Consider the following 19,140-nt stretch of genomic DNA (forward strand, 5'->3'; position numbering starts at 1 on the left):
GTTAGAAGCCCGGCAGCTTGAGGGACTTATCTGCTTCCTGTCGGGCTTTGAAGTGAGGCGGTCGCCTGTCCTTGATAGCCTGTACACCTGCCCTGACGGCGTCGGAATCGAGCGCAGCAAGAGGGACCTGCCAGGGCGCGGAGGGCATGAGTTGCGTCGCAGGCAATATTCCCTCCCGTATCAGGCGGTGAATCGAGCTCCCGTAGATTCCCAGTCGTCGTGAGGCCTCTTCCACGCTGATCGTCTCCGCGTGCGACGCGGTGGGATCGAATGCCGCAATGCTCAGTCGTTCACGCATTTCGGTAACACGAACTGTGGTCCAGGTCTTGCCGTCTGGCGATTTGCATCGCATGCGGTTCATGGTCACCGCAAGCTCCCTGTCCGGCCACTGCCCGCCAAGCTTGCGCATAACCTCAACAGCGCTGAAGTGTTGGCCAGATGGATATCGACCAACATTCACGCGTGCGACGCGCAGCTCCGTGTGCCGACCACCGGTCCAGTGAACCGTTGCGACTGCTTCGTTCGTATTGTCGTCCAGATCAATCACGACTTCCTGAATGAGAATACGGGTCAGCCGCTGCTTTGTTCGCATATCGGTGCCCGGCGCATTCCACGCCGCCGGGAGATCGCGCGCGAGCGTCATCAACTGCGTCTGGTCGATCGCGGGCCGGCTTGCAACCTCGCGGTCCAGAAGCGCAGCGCGCTCTTCAAGGTGAGCGACACGTTCGAGGGCTGCATTCCAACGCGCTTCAAGCTCGCGTGCAACCAATCGTTTCGTCGGATCGACAACCTCATACCGGCGTGCGGCAAGAGAGGCATCGTAGCGCGCTTCCTCGAGCTCGCAGGCTAACGCGCGACGCGCATCATCGCCTGCGCGCGATGTTTGCTGTGCAGCGCGAACGGCCGCTTCGACCGCATGCTCCGAAACCGCTTCGAGAATTGCGGCCGCCACTGCTTTGTCGATACGTATTCCGCCGATTCCGATACAGCGGAATGCTCCGACGTGTGCTTCATCTCCACGGCAGTAATAGCGATGCGCGTGGCCAGCTCTCATGCCGTAGTTGACGCGCATCATTCGACCGCACCGGCCACATCGCGCCAGGCCAGCCAGCAATGCCCGCCCACCACGAGCAGATCGACGGGAAGCCCGCTTCTTCATGTGCGTGTTCTCGGCAATCATCCTTTGATGCTCCTCGAACTGATCCCACGTGATGTACCCTGGGTGATGGTCGCGCAACAGGACGCTCCAGTCCTTCATTGGCTTGGAGTGGCCTTCAGTCTTACGAGCCCGTCCATCGACGACCGCAGTGCGTTGGGTTGTTCTTCCAAACACATACGCCCCAGCATAAACCGGATGCGCCAGGATCTGGACGACCGTGTGATATGCAGGCCGACTCCATTCGATCCGGATGCCCGCAGGACCGTGCCGCGTTACGGGCAGCTTGAGGTCCGATTGTATGGCCCATAGCAGCACCTGACGAGCACTGCCGAGTTCGCGAAACTTGCGGAAGAGCACCCGGATGGCCTCGGCAACCCGCTCGTCTGGATCTATCTCAATCTGCCCCAGCTCGTTCCAGCAGTAGCCGGGCGGTAGCGCGAAGCGCAATTCCCCGCGCCGGGCCTTCGAATCGCGGGCGGCGATACCGCGCTGCCTGAGTAGGCTGAGTTCGTACTCCGACATCGTGCCTTTGAGTCCAAGCAGGAGACGATCGTTGACCAGCCTGGGGTCATAGATGCCATCGTGATCAACCACGACCGTGCTAACCAGTGCGCAAAGATCAATGAGATGGTGCCAATCGCGACCGTTACGCGCAAGTCGCGAAGCCTCGAGGCAGAACACGGCGCCGATGGATCCTGCACACACTGACGCGACCAGCTTCTGGAACCCAGGCCGCTCGATACTGCCGGAACCCGAACGTCCAAGGTCATCATCGATCGTTGTTACTGAAGTAAAGCCCATGGCCCGTGCAGATTCAGCGAGCGCGTACTGCCGATTCTGGCTCTCCGTGTGCTCCACTACCTGGCTCATGGTTGACTGCCGGACATAGACGACTGCACCGCGGCTGAGATGTTCAGCGGTGATCTTCTGGCTCATCGCTATCTCCTGGGTCGTTTGTGTTTGCCGGATTGCCCAGCGCTTCCAGCAGAAGTGCCGCGAGCGCTTCGATCACTTCCTCCCGTCGATTCCCCACGATGCCTGTGCTGAACGTTGGGTCCCGGTCCAACTCCAGTGGAAGTTGTACGCCGGGTTCTCTTTGCAGTGGTCTCATCGGAATAGCCCTCCGTTGACAGAGGTTTCGATAATCCTCCTGTCACGGAGTAGCGCTTTCGATCATCCAGGATGCGGCACAGCAAGGCCAGCGCTTCTGCGCTCACTTGCGGCTCGCCGAGCGACATTGCCGCACATATGGACGCATCCAGCATCCAGGCTGGCAATCCCCGGGAGATGTGTTGCGGAACGTCGAGGTGAACCATCTGATTCCCCCGGCGCCCTGTACGGCGGACCAGTCTGTATTCCTGGCCACAGGCGGGGTGCCAGCGGTAAGCGATCGCAACGATTTGCGATCGGTATGTTGAATGTCGTGCGGCTTGGCGACCTGCTCAAGGTGCTGTGGTGGAGCGGCGATGGCATGTGCCTGCTGATGAAGCGACTCGAGAAGGGTCGCTTTGTATGGCCTCAGGCCGACAGCGGCGTTATTTGCCTGAGCCCGGCGCAACTGTCGATGCTGCTGGAAGGTATCGACTGGCGGCAACCGACGAGAACGGCACGTCCGACTTCAGCGTTGTAAACGTCGTTGCTGGCGCGTAAACTGCTCGCATGACGCGCGCGAACCCACTTCCCGACGATGTCGAAACGCTGAAGGCCATGCTGCTCAGCCAGGAGGCGGCACTTCGCGCGCGTGACGCTCAGGTGCTCGCACTGCAAGAAACAGTCGACTCGCAACAAGCCGCGTTGGCTTCGCGCGCAGCCGACGTCGAACACCTGAAGCTGCTTATTGCCAAGCTGCGCCGTATGCAGTTCGGTCGCAAGTCGGAGAAGCTGGATCGTCAGATCGAGCAGCTGGAACTGCGTCTCGAAGAGCTTGAGACTGATGAAGGCGCGGCACCGGTCGAAATCCCGAAGACACCGCGCAAGCCACTGCCCGAGCATCTGCCGCGCGAGATCCAGACGCACTTGCCCGAATCCGCCGGGAAGTGCGCGCAGTGTGGTGGCCTGATGAAGTCGCTGGGCGAAGACGTCGCCGAACAACTTGAGTACGTACCGGCAAGCTTCCGGGTCGTCCGTCATGTGCGTCCGAAGCTTGCCTGCGTGTGTTGCGACCACATCTCTCAGGCACCTGCACCGAGCCGTCCCATCGAGCGTGGTCTCGCCGGCCCAGGGCTGCTGGCGCACGTGCTGGTCTCGAAGTTCGCCGACCACATACCGCTTTACCGGCAGTCAGTCATGTACGCGCGAGAAGGCGTCGAGCTTGATCGCTCGCTGCTTGCGAAATGGGTCGGTCACGCGGCGACGCTGCTGCAGCCACTCGTTGAAACACTGCGTGCTCACGTGATGTCGGCGACGAAACTGCATGCCGACGACACGCCGGTTCCCGTGCTTGCTCCGGGCAACGGCAAGACGAAGACCGGCCGCTTGTGGGTGTACGTGCGCGATGATCGTGCATCGGCCGACATCACGCCGCCGGCGGTCTGGTTTGCCTACACGCCGGATCGCAAGGGTATCCATCCGCAGCAGCACCTCAGATCGTTCAACGGCACACTGCAAGCCGATGCATACGGTGGCTACCAGGCCATCTACGAAACCGGGTGTGTCACGGAGGCAGCTTGCTGGGCGCACGCCCGACGACAGTTCTATGAACTACACGCAGCGCGCCCCAATGCGTTGAACACCGAAGCGCTCGAGCGTATCGGCGCGCTATACCGGATTGAGGAAACGATCAGAGGCAAACCGCCCGACGAGCGCCGCGCTTATCGCCACGAGCACGCACGGCCGTTACTTGACCAGTTCCATGCGTGGCTCACGACGACTCTCGAAACGCTCTCGCGCAAATCTGACACGAGTCGGGCGATCCTCTATGCGTTGAACCGATGGGAAGCGTTCACACGCTACTGCGATGATGGCCAGCTCGAAATTGATAACCTGCCAGTCGAGCGCGCGCTACGCGGAGTGGCCATCGGGCGCCGCAACTATCTGTTCGCTGGAGCAGACTCTGGCGGCGAACGTGCCGCCGCCATCTACAGCCTGGTTGGCACCGCAAAACTCACTGGCATCGATCCTGAGGCGTATCTGCGCTACGTGCTCGCACGCATCGCTGACCATGCGATCAATCGCGTTCACGAACTCACACCGTGGGTCGTCGCCGATCAGCTCCGCAGTCTAGCCTGACAATCACGATCCCGGTCAAGACGTCACTGCTGCCGCGCTTACGTGAAATCTCGTGGCAATGCAGGTTGTCGCGAGCCATCTCTTCGGCCACTTCCGGCTCCGTACTGCGATCGAGCTGCGGTCCGAGGGCCGGACGGTCCGGTGCCGCAATCGACCCTCTTTGCCTGGAAATAGCGTCGTTCCACATGGATAGGACGACTTTTTAATCGACCGTATCAACCGGGAACGGGACGCCGAGTTTAGCCAGAAGCTGCCGCGCCTGCGATGTATGCATCTAGCCAATCGCAGCGACGCTCACGCACGTCGCTGCAATGAGGACAGCCATAATGCGCGTGCTTCGCGCCGCCGCTAGCCGGAGCATGTTGCTACCGTAGGAGGCAGATAAAGCGGGCCGCCGGACGTAGCGTTCGTGATAGTGCTGCGCAGGTTGAACAGCGTCGGCACTGTCGAACCCGCAGCCAAGCACACCGACGTCGTTATGGGCGGCCGTCATGTCCTAACACATCTCCCGTCGGGCGTCGACATCACCGGGCAACCTTGACCGACCCAGGATAAGTGTCCGCCCCCCCGAGGAGCGATTCAAACTGCAAAGTAAGACATGCTTCCAACCGCGCGGGAGTGTCATGGGCCGCACTGCTTTTGCTGGTGTTGCCTGTTACCGCTGCAAAATACGGTGCCTCGACCGAATCTGCCAATAGACCGGTGACAGCCGCGTTTACGACGCCAGCCACGGCTGCCGGGGCGGCCGAGTCGCCGCCGAGTGCCGACCAGATCGCCTGATTCTCGGGGTGCTGAACCACCGGTGGACTCAGATCATTGCCGCCGCCACAAGCAGTGAGCGCCACCAACGCTACCGCGGCCAACAGGATGCCAACGAACCGTTTCATAAAAATGTCTTCTCAGGAAGCCATCGCGACGCCATTTTCTCAATTGCGACCATAAGCACGTTGGCGGGCCGGTACGTTTTGTATGTGGGCCAAAGGAGAACGGATGCAGCGTGCGCATTTTTCCTCCTTTCCGCGCGCGGCATGGCTTTGGTTAAGGCGTTAAGCAGGCAATCGCTATTGCGCGATCTCGCGGTTTACAACCAACGCTTTGAAAAAAACATTCCATCGTTTTGGATATTTGGACATTCCCATTGCCTCGATTTCACTTAGAGCACCAATTCGTTAATTTCCTGACGTCGCGCACCACGTTGCTGCTTTGGCCTCGAGTTGCCGCAGCCAAGCTAATTGCCTCAAGGTCGCAGCGATCAAGGGCGAACGTTTCGCGCAGCGGCGTGCCATCGCCGCACCGAAACTCAACGCCATCGGAGCATCAGCGGGTATCGCTGCGGTCCGCGGCAACGCGACCTTCATGCCGCCGCTTATCTCGCTGCGCGCCGGGACGGCGCCAAAACAACAAAATTAACTGATGCTCGCGCATAACGCGATACGCGCGCTTGAGGTTCTGTTCTCGATTGCGGCGCAGCAGTGCCTAGATGCGTCGGTAGGCTTAGGTCGGTAGGGTCGCGACGTAGGCCTGCATTTCCTCAACCAATTCCGCGTCGTTGGTGGGTCCGGCCCTACGACTATGTGGGAATCAGATGTGCGAGCCCGTTTCGCGGCTACGCCGCTACGCCGGAGCGCGTCACGCCGAGAACTTCGCAGACCGTTTTCAGTGGTCGCTCCCCGGCAGCAAGGGCGAGGGGTGCGCCCGTACGGTTGCCCAGAGGCAAACAAAGCCGTAAGGCAAGTTGACCGTGCGGCGATGAGAAGGCAAACAAAGCAACTGGTGGGCTGTAACCGGCCAGACAGGGGTTTCAATACCATCCTGCGCGAAAGCGAGCAGACCTTCGCCCGGTGTCCCAGCACAGAGTGGTCGAAAGACTTCATAAAGGGAGCATGAGAGAGCACCGCACGCGGTGTCTGCACCCTCCGCCTCGGCGGGAAAACCTCGACATTGCGATGTGCAGGCGCTGGTACCGTGGCGCCGGTCACTCGCAAAATGACTTAAGGATCCTTGAGCCGTATGTAGAAAAACATGAACGTACCGATCTTAGGGGAAGCTGCGGCGGCGACGCCGCGGCCTTACCCGCACTCAAGACTAACCCTTATTTCGAGGGAGTCCTTGTGCCTTCAGATACGTGGAGCTGTTCCAAGTGATGAACTCCCCTAAGAATCAAGGGACTACTCCATGGCGGGCGTTTCTGGTAGTCTGCTAGCGGGTGGTGCTAACCGTGAACGGGAGCGCATACGGCGAAAACCTCCTGCGCCAAGTCCAACAGACCGAATGAAAAGAAGTATGTAGTCTTTACGACCTAAGACCATCACGGTAATTCGAGCAGTCTGGCATTCTAGCTCGCTCTTGCGGGTGAGATTCCTTTGGCTCTCGCGGCAGCGCAGACATGGAAGCCAATGGCTTGTCGTGCGGATGCAAGCTCTCTCAGTATTTTATCTACCGAAACGCCGAGGACTTCGGCCGACTCGGAATGCGTGAGGCCATGCAATTCGACGCAGACAACTAGTATTCGCTGAAACTCCGATAACGTACAGACAGCTGTGACCACGTCGTCGAGCGTCGCACCCACAGGGTCCAAGGGTGTTTGACCAACCGGCTGTGGCGAAACGTTCTTTGTCTCCGCAAGCGGGATTTCAAGTTCGTTGGGGCGCTTGTGCGCGCCGGTCCAGTCCAAATATACACTGTTGAAGATTGCGGTTAGTGGCGATGTGAAGAGCTTCGAAGCGCAAGCGCCATCGAGGACGCGGCTCCACGCGGATTCGATAAGTCTCGTGGCAGCGGAGGGGTCACCACTCAATCGCAGTGCAAATGCCCACACTTCAGGCAATATATCCGCGAACACTTCAACCAAAGTTAGTGAAAGTTGCGCGATCATAATTTACCCAAACTCAACGATGACTGTGCGTGCGATAGACGAGAGCGCAAAAGGCGCAAGTGCCCTCGAACGGCGTCTCACGTGGTTCACTGACAAACCCATCCCGCACTGTAACTTTGCCCGGTCGCATTCTCGGTCGATGATCAAGACGTCGTGCAAAGGCCCGCGGAAGATGAGTCGTGATCTCGCCACATCGATTTTGGACATTCGCCACTTCATGATCAACATAGCGCGCAGTTTCCGCAGCTCTCGCTACCAAGGCAAAACTTGGTTACGGTAGTTGACGAAGATCAGCCCTCGCATTCCTTTCCGCGCCTCTAGAGCATCAACGACGCCCGGAATACTGGTGTCGATATCGAGCGGAGCCTCCTGGCCGCCCATTTCGGTGCGTACCCATCCCGGCGCAACCACATAATACGTTCGAAGGTCTTCTTGTCGGCGCGCCACTAAGCTACGCAACAAGGTGTTTAATGCGGCTTTACTGCTCCGATAGATTTCCCAGCCACCGGTCGCGTTGTCCGCAATACTACCTAGCTCAGACGACATTGCGGCCACCATGCCCTGAGGCGCCACTCTATCGACAAACCGTTCTATGAACCGCGTCGGACTTAGTGCATTTGTTTTTAACACACGGAAGAATTCTTGGTCACTAGTTTGCGCAGCGATTTCTTGAGGGTCATTCGTAACGCCCGCGTTAACAAACAGCAGGTCGAACGTGGACAGTGCGAGCCGCTTATAGAGCGCCTCTACTTGCTCAGGGAAGTCAATGTCTACCTGCTCGATACATAGTGCGCTCCCAAACGAATTTTGCAGGTCGTGCAATGGCGTCCGCTTTTCAAGGTCACGCACAGTAGCTACAACTTCCCAACCACGTCGCAAATATTCGCGTGCAAGACCCCATCCAAGTCCGCGCGACGCACCCACGATCAACGCGAGGGGCTTGCCTGCCGTGCTTGTCATGTCTGCTTCTCCTTGTTGCTGAACTATTAGAAGGTCTACAGCTTCTGATTACCGCCACGCGCATGCCGCCGCCGGGTGTCAAGGCTCTCGCGTTACTAACATTCGTCCAACCTTCGCTCGGTGGAGCGAAGACTTGAGCCAATGCTTCGCCGGAGAGACGCACCGCCCTCACTTTGGCGGCGCGTCAAAGATTTTGGCACTGCGCGGAACATCTTCGGCTCCCTTCATTGCGTATAGCGGGACGCGCGCTCTTTCCACTCCGATGCAGCTAGGCAGAATTGAACCGAGGCCATTTTCACAGTAATGCAGGAGCCCGAACATGACACCAGTGTCATTTCATATATGACGTGTTGTCCCGCAACAATACGTTGACTCTGGGGGTAAACAACTGTGCGTTGCAGCGCTTTCGTCAGGTCGCTTATTCAATGACGGGCTCGGGAGCACGATGAATCGTGGACTCGTGGGCACGTATTTCCCGCCGGCTTTCGTCAGAAGCCGGCGACAGTCACACGCTTACTACGTCTTTTCCGGGATGAACGGCAGCAAGACATAGTTTTCTCTGCCTTCACCAAAGTGCAAAGTGGTCTTGCCACCAAAGGTCTCCACAGGTCGGTCGCGCGGATCATCGTGCAGGAACGGGCCACATCCTGTGAATTCGTTTTTCATATTGGAGAGCCTGCCACCTGTACCGCCCGGGTATACATAATCTTTCCCGCGTACGCTCAGCGCGATCCGAGCGCCTGGCGGAACTACGATAGAACTCGGCCACAGTTCGATGTCAAGCTCATAGATCTGACCCGGAACGAGCGGCTGAATCTCGTCGTGAGTGTGATACGGGCGGAACGGCAACGACTTCGCGACGTCCAACTTCCGATGCGATGCACGCAACCAACCCTGCGCAATCGGCGTATGCGGGTCGAGCGCGCCCACAAAAACGACTTCGTTCAAATCGGCTGAAAATACTCGCAAAACGAGGAAAAGATCGGCGTCGGTCGTCGTCGAGGACACATGTAGTTTGGCGGCAATCGGTCCTGTAAACTCCATGGCTTCCTCCAAAGGAGGCGTGAGAAACGTCAGTCCATCGCCGAGAGCATCGAACTCTAAGGCCGTTATTTCGGACTGCCCGTGGAGGGACAACGCATTTCCAGCTGCTAAAAGGTGATATCGCGTCCATTGCGTTCGCGGAATCGGCCAGCCGTCTTCGTAGCGTTCCACGAAGCGCTCTCCAGGATGCCTCACCTGCAGTCGAACCGGGGGTTCGTCCAGCCACCCGTTGGCCTCCTCTTTTAAGAAATAGTCAAAGAAGCGCTTCTGGATTGCGATACCGTAATCGGTGTAGTAGTGCGTCCAGTGCTCGATACCATGGACTTCTAGCCACTTGTGCTTTGACGCCGCCAGCATATACCCTTCAAAATTGCCTCGTGGATGGAGCCCTTGCCCGCCCCAGTTCGCCGCCGAAAGCACGGGCACGTCAATATCACTCCAGTCAGGAGTTCGACAGGTATGGAACTCATCGATTAGTGGATGCTTGATGATTTCATCCCACATGTCGATACGGTTGCTGCCCAATTGTTCTTCGGTCAATGTATCCGGACCTGAAACCCATTCGCCATTGAGCCGGCTACGATAGCCTCGCTTGCCAAGCCCGTGCTGAACAGTCCTCACCTGCATGTCGTACCAATTCTGCGCAAATGTGCAATAAATGCCACCGTGGAAGAACATCTCGCGATAGTAGTCTTGGAACCCCTCCCACACGCAGATGGCCGCAAGATGCTTGGGCTTTTCCGCAGCAACCTGCCATTGGTTGTTTGCGTAGTAGGAGATACCGCTCAAGCCCACTTTGCCATTGCACCACGGCTGTGTGCCGGCCCAGTCAATGCAGCGCGCAAAGTCTTTAATTTCTTGCGCCGACCACGTCTCGAGATAGCCAGGGGAGCGCCCGGCGCCGCGGCTATCTACACGAATACAAATATAGTCGTGCGGCACCCATTTCTCTGGGTCCGCAACCTCCCAACTTTGGTAAGCGTTAGTTGAGCCCGCGGCAACGTCGGGATGCTCGTTGACCATGCGGTCCCACGCAGTTTTATAGCCGTCCTCGAAATGCAGGAGCTTTCCGTATGGCCCGTGCGACATCAGAACAGGGAACCTCCCTTCTTTTGCCGGCCGAAAAACGTCTGCCCTGAGCACAATGCCATCGGCCATTACTATTGGCACATCCCATTCAATGATCATGCCAAGCCGGGTTTCAATCCTCCGGGCAGCAGAGTCAACCGGTGCCAGCTTGCTGGTCTCTTGTGAAGCATTCATTCATCTTCTCCTGGAAAAGGAACTTGCGGACAGATGCATAGTTTACGAACGGCCAGAAAGAGACCGCTCAGTGAGCTACGACTCTTTTGGCGCGGCTACCACTATCGATAGGTAGGTCAATACCGATCTCACCGCGTTCGGAGGCATCGGCGGGTGCAAAAAAGAAAAAAAGTAGGCAAATTAGCAAGCCACAACAACCTAGAAAAACAAAAGCGGGCAACACGGCGTCCGCCGTTGCGCGGGGCGTTACCATATTTCCCGTTCCGGCGATCAACGCGAGGCATAATGGCCCAAGAATCTTTCCAACTCCGTTTGCAGCTTGGCCTACGCCAATCGCACGAGCGGCGAGCCTAGTTGGGAAAATTTCAGCAGAATAAGGGCCTATTACACACCAGCCCCCGTCAAAGAAAAGTGCGCCGACAGCGACAAGCGCCACGAAGACGGGAAAGCCGAGAACGATGGTTTGCGAGTACATCCCGGCAAGAATCAGCGCGGCGGCTAATCCCAACCCCATAGCTCCGCAGACCCTTCTCCGCGCGAGCCACCGAGGAAAGATTGACAATAATAAGCGGCCCGCAATACCCGCTAGCGCCACAATAACGAAATACCCTGCGGCTTGTGCAGGAGCGATCTTCAGCAGCAGAGCCACGATCGTCGGCCCCCACAGATAAACACCGTACCCAGCTGTGCTGAGCGCGGCCCAGCTCAGGACCACCAGCACCGTCCTACCTGTGTAGGCCTTCAACTCACTGATTCGCCCGCTTGGCGCAGCCTCCTCCCGACTGCCGCTTTCCGTCGAAATGGTTGGCAGCCCGTTCGGGTCCACGTCCAGGAGCCCGCCGATTACGGCGCGCGCACGAGCGTATCTCCCTTTACTGATCAGCCATTGAGCTGACTCGGGAACGAGAAAGATAGCCGAGAGAGTGACCAGCAACGGCGAAAAGCCGAGCGCCGCAACCCCTCTCCAGCCAAATGCATGAAGTAATGTGGCAGCGGAAATCGATGCAATAAGAGAACCAACCGACGCAGCCACGAACGGAAATCCGGTTAATCGCGTGCGGAAGCTCGCAGGCGTATGTTCGACCAGAAGGACGGTCTGTGTAGTCGCGGCGCCAGCGAGTCCAAAGCCTACAAGAAAGCGAAGTATCGCGAACCATTGCCAAGCCCCCTCTGGCAGGAAAGCGACTGCGCCGGCGGCGCAACCACAGAGACTCGTACTTGCCAAAAGAACTCGTTTCCGGCCGTAGGCGTCGGCCAGTGCTCCCGTGAACAGAGAGCCAAGGATCGCGCCGGCGCCAGCGCTGAGTAGAATTATCGATGACTGGCCATAGGTAAGATGCCATCCGGGCCCGAGGACCGCGAGCAGGAAACCTACGAGGTAGAAATCGAAGAAGTCGAGGGTGAACCCAAGGCAAAATACCGAAAATGCACAATAGTATCGTTTCGTTGGCTTAGTCGACGCATATATCGATAGCAAGTCACTTTGATGAAACTCTCCAGACATGGTTGTCTCCTTTAGTTTGTAGCTAGCCTGACGGTTATGGCGCAACAGTTTTTTTAGTTTGTCAGCGGTGGCTCCTCTATATCAAGTCCACGCACTAACATTCATGTGCAGTCCACGGGCGAATCGGTGCGGCTGCGGTTCGCCTGCTCTATGCCTGCTCTTTCACTGTGCTGTCCAACCTCCATCAATCCTAAGGCTGGTACCAGTCACCATTGAGGCTTCGCGTGATGCCAGATAACAGACTGCCGCAGCCACGTCGGAAGCGGGCAATAGACGGCCAGCTGGCAACCTTTCCATTACCCAGTCGCGGAAGTCATCCTGTTCAAAAAAAGACTTTGTCATTGGCGTCTCAACGAAAGTCGGAGCAATCGTGTTGACTCGGATACCATGAGCCGCCAGCTCAAGAGCCATAGCTTTCGTTAGGCCTTCTACCGCGTGTTTGGTCATGCAGTAGACCGAGCGTCGGATCGCTCCAACGTGCCCCATCTGGGAGGACATATTGATGATCGCACCTCCCTCCTTACCGCTACCGATCATCTTCCGCGCGCAGGCCTGTGCCACAGTGAAGATGGACCGAACATTGAGCGAAAGCATCGCGTCAAGCTGCTCTAGTGTCACATCAACAAAGGCCTCGGGGAAATTTGTTCCGGCGTTATTTACAAGCACATCCAGTCGTTCAATTCTCTTGAGCGCAGTTGAGAACGCGACCGGATCGGTAACGTCGCAAACGATGTGCGACGCGAGGTTTCCTTCCTGCTGTATCTGCTCGACAACGTTTCGCAGTTCGGTACCACTGCGGCTCAGCACAATTACATTTGCTCCGTTGCGCGAAAGGGCCATGGCTATCTCCGCCCCGATTCCGCGACCGGCGCCCGTGACAAGCGCAGTTAGTCCCACAAGGCTGAAAGCACCAACCATTTTGTCCATCTCATTCTCCATCGATCTGCGACGTTCGGCCCGACCACCGTTTTACTTGATTGCGAGTGGATTCAGTGGGGAGCCGACAGCTTTGGTTATCGGGAGCGGCGGCGCTGTGAACATGAATTCATAAATCCCGTCATTCGCGCAGTCTTCCGCAAGCTCTTTGACGAAGAAGATTTCACCCATACTGATGCCAATCATGGGTATAACCACCCAGTGCCAAGGTTGAGTGCAATCATCGGTCTCATTGGGGCGAACTTCACAACCCCATGTATCTGTACAGATGGCGGCAATCTGTTTCTCATAGATCCAGTTAGCGGTCTCAAATGCTAGACCTGGAGCAGCGCCACCCGCATAATCACCCCAGTCACCGTTCGCAAGGCAGCGCTCCATGTGACCCGTGCGAACGATCACGAAGTCGCCGCGTCGCACTGTCACCCCTTGCGCTTTCTGGGTAGCCTCAAGATCTTGGATCGAGATTGCTTCACCGTCGGCCAGAGAATCTACCTTCAAGTAACGTGCGACATCGAGCAAGACGCCGCGCCCGACCATTCTCGCTTTCGTCTTCTCAATGCCGTTCTTTTGTGCGCCGTCACTGTCTACGAGTCTAGCGTCGTAGCCATTCCACATCTTGTCGTCAAAGAAAATATGGCTGAGAGCGTCCCATTGCGTACCGCATTGCAACGGCAGTGAAACTGCGTCGTCGGCATAGCGCAGTCCACCGGCATCTTGGTTGCCCGCGACGGCATCCGTCCCCGTTGCGAGCATGGTGTGGATTGGATTGAAGCGATTTCCCCAAAGCCCTTTCTGGGGGCCTTCACGGTCAAAGTTCAAGCCCAGCGAAAAAACCCGTCCTTTACGGACAAGCTTCGCGGCCTCGCGAATGTCGTGCTCAGTGACGTAGTTCAACGTACCGATTTCATCGTCCGGGCCCCATTTGCCCCAGTTTTTACAGCGTTCTGCCGTCGACCGGACGTGATCTAGACCGAACTTTCTTTCGTCATAACGATGCGTCATCTCACTTCTCCTTTATTGAGTTCCTCGTAATCGGCACGTTTGCCTGCGATATCAATCGCGGTCCAGCTTGTCGTACACAGCCAGACCGCCTCTATCCGTCGCACCGCGGCGTGTTTGGACGCCACCGGTCCATGTGGCTCGTACTGACCGTTTCTTCCGCCAGTTAAGGTAACCAGAGTCCCACCGGCTGAAGGCAATGTTCCGTAGAAAAAATCAGGGGTTTATCAGACAAAACCTCATTGGTCGTATATTCGGCAATAGAACGGACGTTACTCAGCACAACGAACTATATAGTCACCCGCAACACATGTTGGTTTTCTTTGCTGCCTGTCGCCGAGTTTAGGAGAGACCGCCCAACTCTCTATGCACCTCGCTGTTGGCTTGGCTACCCTAAAAGCCACGTTCGACCCGCGCGAAATTGCTGTGGTTTATCATGCAGCATTTCGCGCCTCGACTAACACTTATCCCTTCGCGTGAAATGACATGTCCCGATGGCGGCGAGAGTGCCTACATGCACTTATGAAGCGTTGCGCACGTTACATCGATTATCCGCCGCCGGTCGCGTCAGAACCAATTGCGCGCTAAGCGGGTACTGCTGAACCGTAAGGCACGTCCTGTCCACCGAAGCGACGCACGCGAATGTTGGCCTGCTCACCGTGTGCGATCATTCCTTCGATGGCGCACAGCCGCGAGCAGTACGAGCCGACCAAGGTACTTGCTTCGTCCGTCAACACTTTCTGATAAGTGCACGTCTTGATAAACTTGCCAACCCAGAGACCGCCTGTGTAACGTGCTGCTTTGCCAGTAGGTAATGTGTGGTTAGTGCCGATGACCTTGTCACCGTAGGCGACATTGGTGCGGGCACCAAGGAACAGCGCACCATAGTTCCTCATGTGCTTGAGGAAGTAATCCGGATCTAGCGTCATTACCTGTACGTGCTCTGAGGCAATACGGTCCGCTTCCGAAACCATCTCATCAAGCGTATCAACTACGATTACTTCACCGAAGTCTCTCCATGACACACCTGCTGTATTTGCCGTTGGCAGGATCTTGAGCAGACGCTCGATTTCGGACATCGTGTCCCTCGCCAATTGCAACGAGTTGGTCAGCAAAATCGCCGGCGTATTAAAACCATGCTCGGCTTGACCCAACAAGTCGGTAGCGCAAAGCTCAGCATCGACACTATCGTCAGCGATCACCAGCGTTTCGGATGGTCCCGCAATAAGGTCAATGCCGATTCGCCCGAAGAGTTGACGTTTGGCTTCCGCGACAAATGCGTTTCCCGGCCCGACGACCATCGACACCGGCTTGATTGTCTGTGTGCCAAGCGCCATTGCGGCGATCGCCTGGACCCCGCCGAAGGTGTAAATCTCGTCCGCACCGCCAAGGTGCATCGCAGCCACTACTGCGGGGTTAGGCTTGCCGCCCACAGGCGGCGATGCAGTAATAATTCGAGGAACACCCGCGACTTTAGCAGTCACCACACCCATATGCGCTGAAGCCACGAGCGGAAATTTTCCACCCGGAACGTAGCAGGCGACGCTGTCTACCGGCATGTTCTTATGTCCGAGGACGACGCCTGGCATGGTCTCGACTTCGACGTCAAGTAGCGACTCGCGCTGAGCTTGTGCAAATCTGCGCACTTGTGCCTGTGCAAACTTTATGTCATCGATTTGGCCTGTAGAAAGCGAGCGTACGCAGCTTACGATCTCGTCATCAGAAAGACGAAAGCTGTCAGGAGACCAGTTATCAAACCGGGCTGAATATTCCGCGACGGCTTCATCACCTCGCGCGGCCACGTCCGCGAGAATACCGGCGACCACGTCTCTAACTTTGAGTGCATCTTCGGAAGAGTCTTCTGCACTTCGACCGCGCTTCAAATATTGGATGGACATTTGCATCTCCTATTTATGGGTGGCGGCAACGTTCCGAAATTTGGCTCGCTGCGTACATGCAAATCTATCGCAAATTTTAGTGCAAAACTTGCGCAAACAGTCCATAGTTACCCTAGTGCGTTGAGCGACCCGCGCTCACAAGTCACAACCTCAAGCTTACAGATCGGTAAAAGTATGGAAAATACCTGGCAAGATGCCGCAAGCACAACTCGGCAGTCGAAAGTACGGCTGGCAGACGTCGCTGCCAGACTGGGCATATCAGTCTCGACCGTATCGCGCGCACTGGCGGGCCATCCTGCAATAAGCAGCAGGACCCGAGGTAACGTACAGGCTGTCGCCGCAGAAATGGGCTACAGACTGCCAGCGCAGGGGCGACCCGTGCGCAAATCCGCCACGAAGCTGATCGGAGTAGTCGTTGGGGCGCTGCACAACAGATTTATGACGCAATTGTTAACGCATATCCATGACTCGCTGCACGAGTTTGACTATCAAATTACCTTGATGATCGACTCGATGAACGATTCGGAAAACTTACTCGCTTTCCGCCCCCTCATCGACGGCTATCTCGATGGAATGATCTTTGCGACGGCGACACTTGACTCGCCAGTTGTAGCAGAAATGCAAAGGAGAGGAATACCCCTTGTGCTTGTTGTTCGGTCCGCAGGGGAAGTAACGGTGGATACGGTAGAAATCGATAATGTCCACGCCGGGGCGCTCGCTGCCCAACACTTGTATGACCTTGGTCACCGCAAGATTGGACTTATTATGGGCCCTCAAAATACTTCCACAAGCCGAGATCGCGTCAAAGGGGCGTTGCAGTGGTTAGAGCACACGGGGCGACTCGTCGAATCGGTGCCCCTCGTCTTCTGTGAGTACACCAGTGAAGCGGGATATTCAAGCGCGATTGCTATGTTAGGCAATGACGACCGTGTAACTGGCATCATCGCCGGAAATGACACTATCGCGCTGGGCATCCTTGAAGCAGCGAAAAGACAGGGCATCGCGGTGCCGCAACAGTTATCGATAATCGGTTTTGACGATATGCCGCTGGCCGGCTCGCCGCTCGTCGGACTTACTTCAATCCGACAGCCAGTCGAAGCAATGGCCAGAACGGCTGCTCGGCGATTGGTGGAGCGCATCCGCGCCGGCGGTATGGGCGCGCCTATCCACGACATCTTGCCCATCCAGCTGGTGCGCCGCGAGACGACCGCCCGGCTTGCGCGATATGGATGAGTAACGCATCGCGCCCCAATGCGTTGCACATCAAAGCGCTCGAGCGTTACCGTGCGCTATGCAGGATTGACGAAACATTCGGGGCAAGATGCCCGACGAGCGCCGCCAGCTTCGTCAGGCTCTTGCACGGCCAATACTCAATTATCCCTATGGCTCACAACGACGTTAGAATCGCTCCCGCGCAAAGCGGCCACGAGGCGAGCGATTCTCTGTGCGTTGAACCGTTAGGCAGCACTCGACGGTCTTGCGACGAAGGCCAGTTCGAAATAGACGATCTACCGGTTGAGCGCGCTCTATGCCGGTGCGTTCGCGACCTCCAACATTGTCACCAGGCAACGCCCTTCTCTGCTTCTCTGCGATCTATAAACGTAGATATAGCATGCGCGCCGTAAGAGCTCACACAATGCGCAATCCAAGTCTTGCTTTGATCCGTTCGGACGCCTGCGTATTTCGGCGAACGTGACTGCCGATTTCGCGAACGTGACCGGTTCGGCAAGGTCGGGCGTTGCGCGGTATTCGTCAGCGCAACCCGTCTTGAGGGTCCGCGTGCATGATGCGAAGGTTTGGCCATCGTAGTGGAGGGAGTGATGCGATGGACGACGACGCGGTGGCCCGAGCTGCGGTGCGGACGCGCACACGACGCCCTCGCCAGGGCGAAGCGTTCTGGCAAGAGATGGGAGCGGCATGGAGGATGAGCGGCGTTGGCACTCGACGTTTCTGTCGCGACCAAGGCCTGGCCGTCAGCCCTTTGGGATTGGGGTGCAAGAAGTTTACGGGTGAAACGCCTGCAACGAGTCCGCTGGCCGTGACGGCCGACGCCGCGTTTGTCATTGCGCGCCTCGAAGGTGAGCCTGCGGCGATACCATCATCTGCGTCAGCCGATACGCCATCATCGTCGACGCGTGATCGCGTTACGTTATCGATCGCCGGCGTTCGCATCGAAATGAGTGGCGTGCATGCGGAGCGCATTGTGCGCTTTGTGCTTGGCCAGCTTCGCGGTGCACGGTGCTGCTCGCCGCTGACGTTCGAGCCTACATGTGCCGCGAGCCGGTCGACACGCGCAAGTCGACCGACACACTGTCGTATCTGTTGAACCGCTGCTTGCGCAGAAACCGGCTTCGGGCAACTTGTTCGTGTTCGTCGGCCGTGACCTCACGAAGGTGCAGTGCCTCTATTGGGACCGTACCGGCTTCGCGCTCTGGTACAACTAGCTGGAATCATACTGCAACTCCTTTTCTTGAATCAGAGGGTGTTGGATGCTGCGCTCGCTGGCGCCGCTGTCGCGCGATCAGTGAGTCGATCCCATCTGCTGCTGTGCTTCACAGGCGGGTGGGAATCCGGGACTTCATAGAGGAACGCATAATCGTTATAGGCGTGTCGTTTGACAAGGCCGTATTCGACCCATCTGGTGAGTGTTGCTTCGTGGATGCCGAGTCGAGCTGCAGCCTCGAGTTTTGTGAGCATGCCGCGGTCGCGCAGTCTGTCGCGGCGGGATGGAAGCCCGTATCGCTGTGCGATGTATGAGACGCGCAGCGCGTCGAACCGAATGTTCGCCTTACCTGGACGGACAAAACCGCCGGGACGGATGCCCCGATCATTAAGGAGCTGCGCAATCTAAGAGCATGTATGGTCATCGAGAAGCTTGTCGATAAGCTCGAGGACCGCTGGCTGGGTTTTGACCTGTTGTGCAGATGTTTTGGGATTCTGCGCCGTGAGCGTTTCAGTCTTGCCGGCCTTGAAGCGAACGTGAATCTTCGTTGTCCATTCGCCAGGAAGTTTGAGCAGTGTGACGTCCTCGACAATGTACGCTAGCAGCCGCTTTCGCTCTAGATTCGCCAGCGATGGATCACGCAAAGAGTTTTGAAGCCCGCTGTCATTGCGATGAGCCGGTCGCGGATCGCGTCGTCGAGTACGAGACGCTCCTGCTGCTGGCTACGCTCCCTTTGTTCTCTCGCGTCGGCTAATATGCGCAGCTTGTCGTTCCATTCGTGCTCGAGGGTGTCGGCGACCAGTCGGTTACCTGGGTCGACCAGCATGAATC

At 57.2% G+C, this 19,140-nt stretch carries 14 protein-coding genes and 3 pseudogenes; 6 read left to right on the forward strand and 11 right to left on the reverse strand.

The genetic code is table 11. The annotated features are described in order from the left end of the window. Window position 1: 1 nt before the first annotated feature. Entirely contained in the window at window positions 2-2,095 is a 2,094-nt protein-coding gene (locus OH764_RS34270) for a recombinase family protein (protein ID WP_498851403.1), read from the reverse strand. A 490-nt stretch (window positions 2,096-2,585) separates the two neighbouring features. Here OH764_RS34270 and tnpB point away from each other — a divergent pair. Further along, window positions 2,586-2,789 (forward strand): annotated as a pseudogene (gene tnpB, locus OH764_RS34275) (IS66 family insertion sequence element accessory protein TnpB); the annotation flags it as partial. 29 nt (window positions 2,790-2,818) lie between these two features. Then, window positions 2,819-4,387, forward strand: coding sequence for an IS66 family transposase (gene tnpC / locus OH764_RS34280; protein ID WP_498851404.1), 1,569 nt, complete (start codon window positions 2,819-2,821; stop codon window positions 4,385-4,387). A 524-nt stretch (window positions 4,388-4,911) separates the two neighbouring features. On the opposite strand, the gene OH764_RS34285 is transcribed toward tnpC, so the two are convergent. The 9 genes and pseudogenes from OH764_RS34285 to hisD form a co-directional block, all read right to left on the reverse strand. Beyond that, entirely contained in the window at window positions 4,912-5,274 is a 363-nt protein-coding gene (locus tag OH764_RS34285; protein ID WP_498851405.1) for a hypothetical protein, read from the reverse strand. A gap of 292 nt (window positions 5,275-5,566) precedes the next feature. Then, window positions 5,567-6,074 (reverse strand): annotated as a pseudogene (locus tag OH764_RS34290) (transposase); the annotation flags it as partial. A gap of 648 nt (window positions 6,075-6,722) precedes the next feature. After that, window positions 6,723-7,262: a sigma-70 family RNA polymerase sigma factor gene (locus tag OH764_RS34295; RefSeq protein ID WP_498851406.1), complete on the reverse strand. Its 540-nt coding sequence runs from the start codon at window positions 7,260-7,262 to the stop codon at window positions 6,723-6,725. 252 nt (window positions 7,263-7,514) lie between these two features. After that, window positions 7,515-8,222: a Rossmann-fold NAD(P)-binding domain-containing protein gene (locus OH764_RS34300; protein WP_498851407.1), complete on the reverse strand. Its 708-nt coding sequence runs from the start codon at window positions 8,220-8,222 to the stop codon at window positions 7,515-7,517. Window positions 8,223-8,738: 516 nt separating this feature from the next. Continuing rightward, window positions 8,739-10,529 (reverse strand): CocE/NonD family hydrolase, encoded by a 1,791-nt coding sequence (locus OH764_RS34305; protein WP_498851408.1) that lies wholly within the window; start codon window positions 10,527-10,529, stop codon window positions 8,739-8,741. A 67-nt stretch (window positions 10,530-10,596) separates the two neighbouring features. Next, on the reverse strand, window positions 10,597-12,033 hold the full coding sequence (locus OH764_RS34310) for an MFS transporter (RefSeq protein WP_498851409.1): 1,437 nt from the start codon (window positions 12,031-12,033) through the stop codon (window positions 10,597-10,599). A gap of 162 nt (window positions 12,034-12,195) precedes the next feature. Then, window positions 12,196-12,960, reverse strand: a complete 765-nt coding sequence (locus OH764_RS34315; RefSeq protein ID WP_498851410.1) for an SDR family NAD(P)-dependent oxidoreductase — start codon at window positions 12,958-12,960, stop codon at window positions 12,196-12,198. A 42-nt stretch (window positions 12,961-13,002) separates the two neighbouring features. Further along, a complete protein-coding gene (locus tag OH764_RS34320; RefSeq protein WP_498851411.1) occupies window positions 13,003-13,971 on the reverse strand; it encodes a cyclase family protein in 969 nt (322 codons plus the stop codon). Between the two features lie 581 nt (window positions 13,972-14,552). Then, window positions 14,553-15,866 (reverse strand): histidinol dehydrogenase family protein, encoded by a 1,314-nt coding sequence (gene hisD / locus OH764_RS34325; protein ID WP_498851412.1) that lies wholly within the window; start codon window positions 15,864-15,866, stop codon window positions 14,553-14,555. Window positions 15,867-16,040: 174 nt separating this feature from the next. Here hisD and OH764_RS34330 point away from each other — a divergent pair, with 174 nt between their 5' ends. The 4 genes and pseudogenes from OH764_RS34330 to OH764_RS34345 all read left to right on the forward strand — a co-directional run bounded on the left by OH764_RS34330 (window position 16,041) and on the right by OH764_RS34345 (window position 18,310). Continuing rightward, entirely contained in the window at window positions 16,041-17,099 is a 1,059-nt protein-coding gene (locus OH764_RS34330) for a LacI family DNA-binding transcriptional regulator (protein ID WP_498851413.1), read from the forward strand. A gap of 2 nt (window positions 17,100-17,101) precedes the next feature. After that, window positions 17,102-17,395 (forward strand): annotated as a pseudogene (locus OH764_RS34335) (IS66 family transposase); the annotation flags it as partial. Between the two features lie 395 nt (window positions 17,396-17,790). After that, window positions 17,791-18,192 carry an IS66 family insertion sequence element accessory protein TnpA gene (locus OH764_RS34340; protein ID WP_498851751.1) on the forward strand — a complete coding sequence of 134 codons (402 nt, stop codon included), beginning with the start codon at window positions 17,791-17,793 and terminating at the stop codon, window positions 18,190-18,192. Between the two features lie 40 nt (window positions 18,193-18,232). Beyond that, a complete protein-coding gene (locus OH764_RS34345; protein WP_498851752.1) occupies window positions 18,233-18,310 on the forward strand; it encodes a hypothetical protein in 78 nt (25 codons plus the stop codon). Between the two features lie 615 nt (window positions 18,311-18,925). On the opposite strand, the gene OH764_RS34350 is transcribed toward OH764_RS34345, so the two are convergent. Beyond that, on the reverse strand, window positions 18,926-19,135 hold the full coding sequence (locus OH764_RS34350) for a hypothetical protein (RefSeq protein ID WP_498851414.1): 210 nt from the start codon (window positions 19,133-19,135) through the stop codon (window positions 18,926-18,928). Between the last annotated feature and the right edge of the window lie 5 nt (window positions 19,136-19,140).

The organism is Burkholderia sp. M6-3 (assembly GCF_050858985.1).
Lineage (GTDB): Bacteria > Pseudomonadota > Gammaproteobacteria > Burkholderiales > Burkholderiaceae > Paraburkholderia > Paraburkholderia caledonica.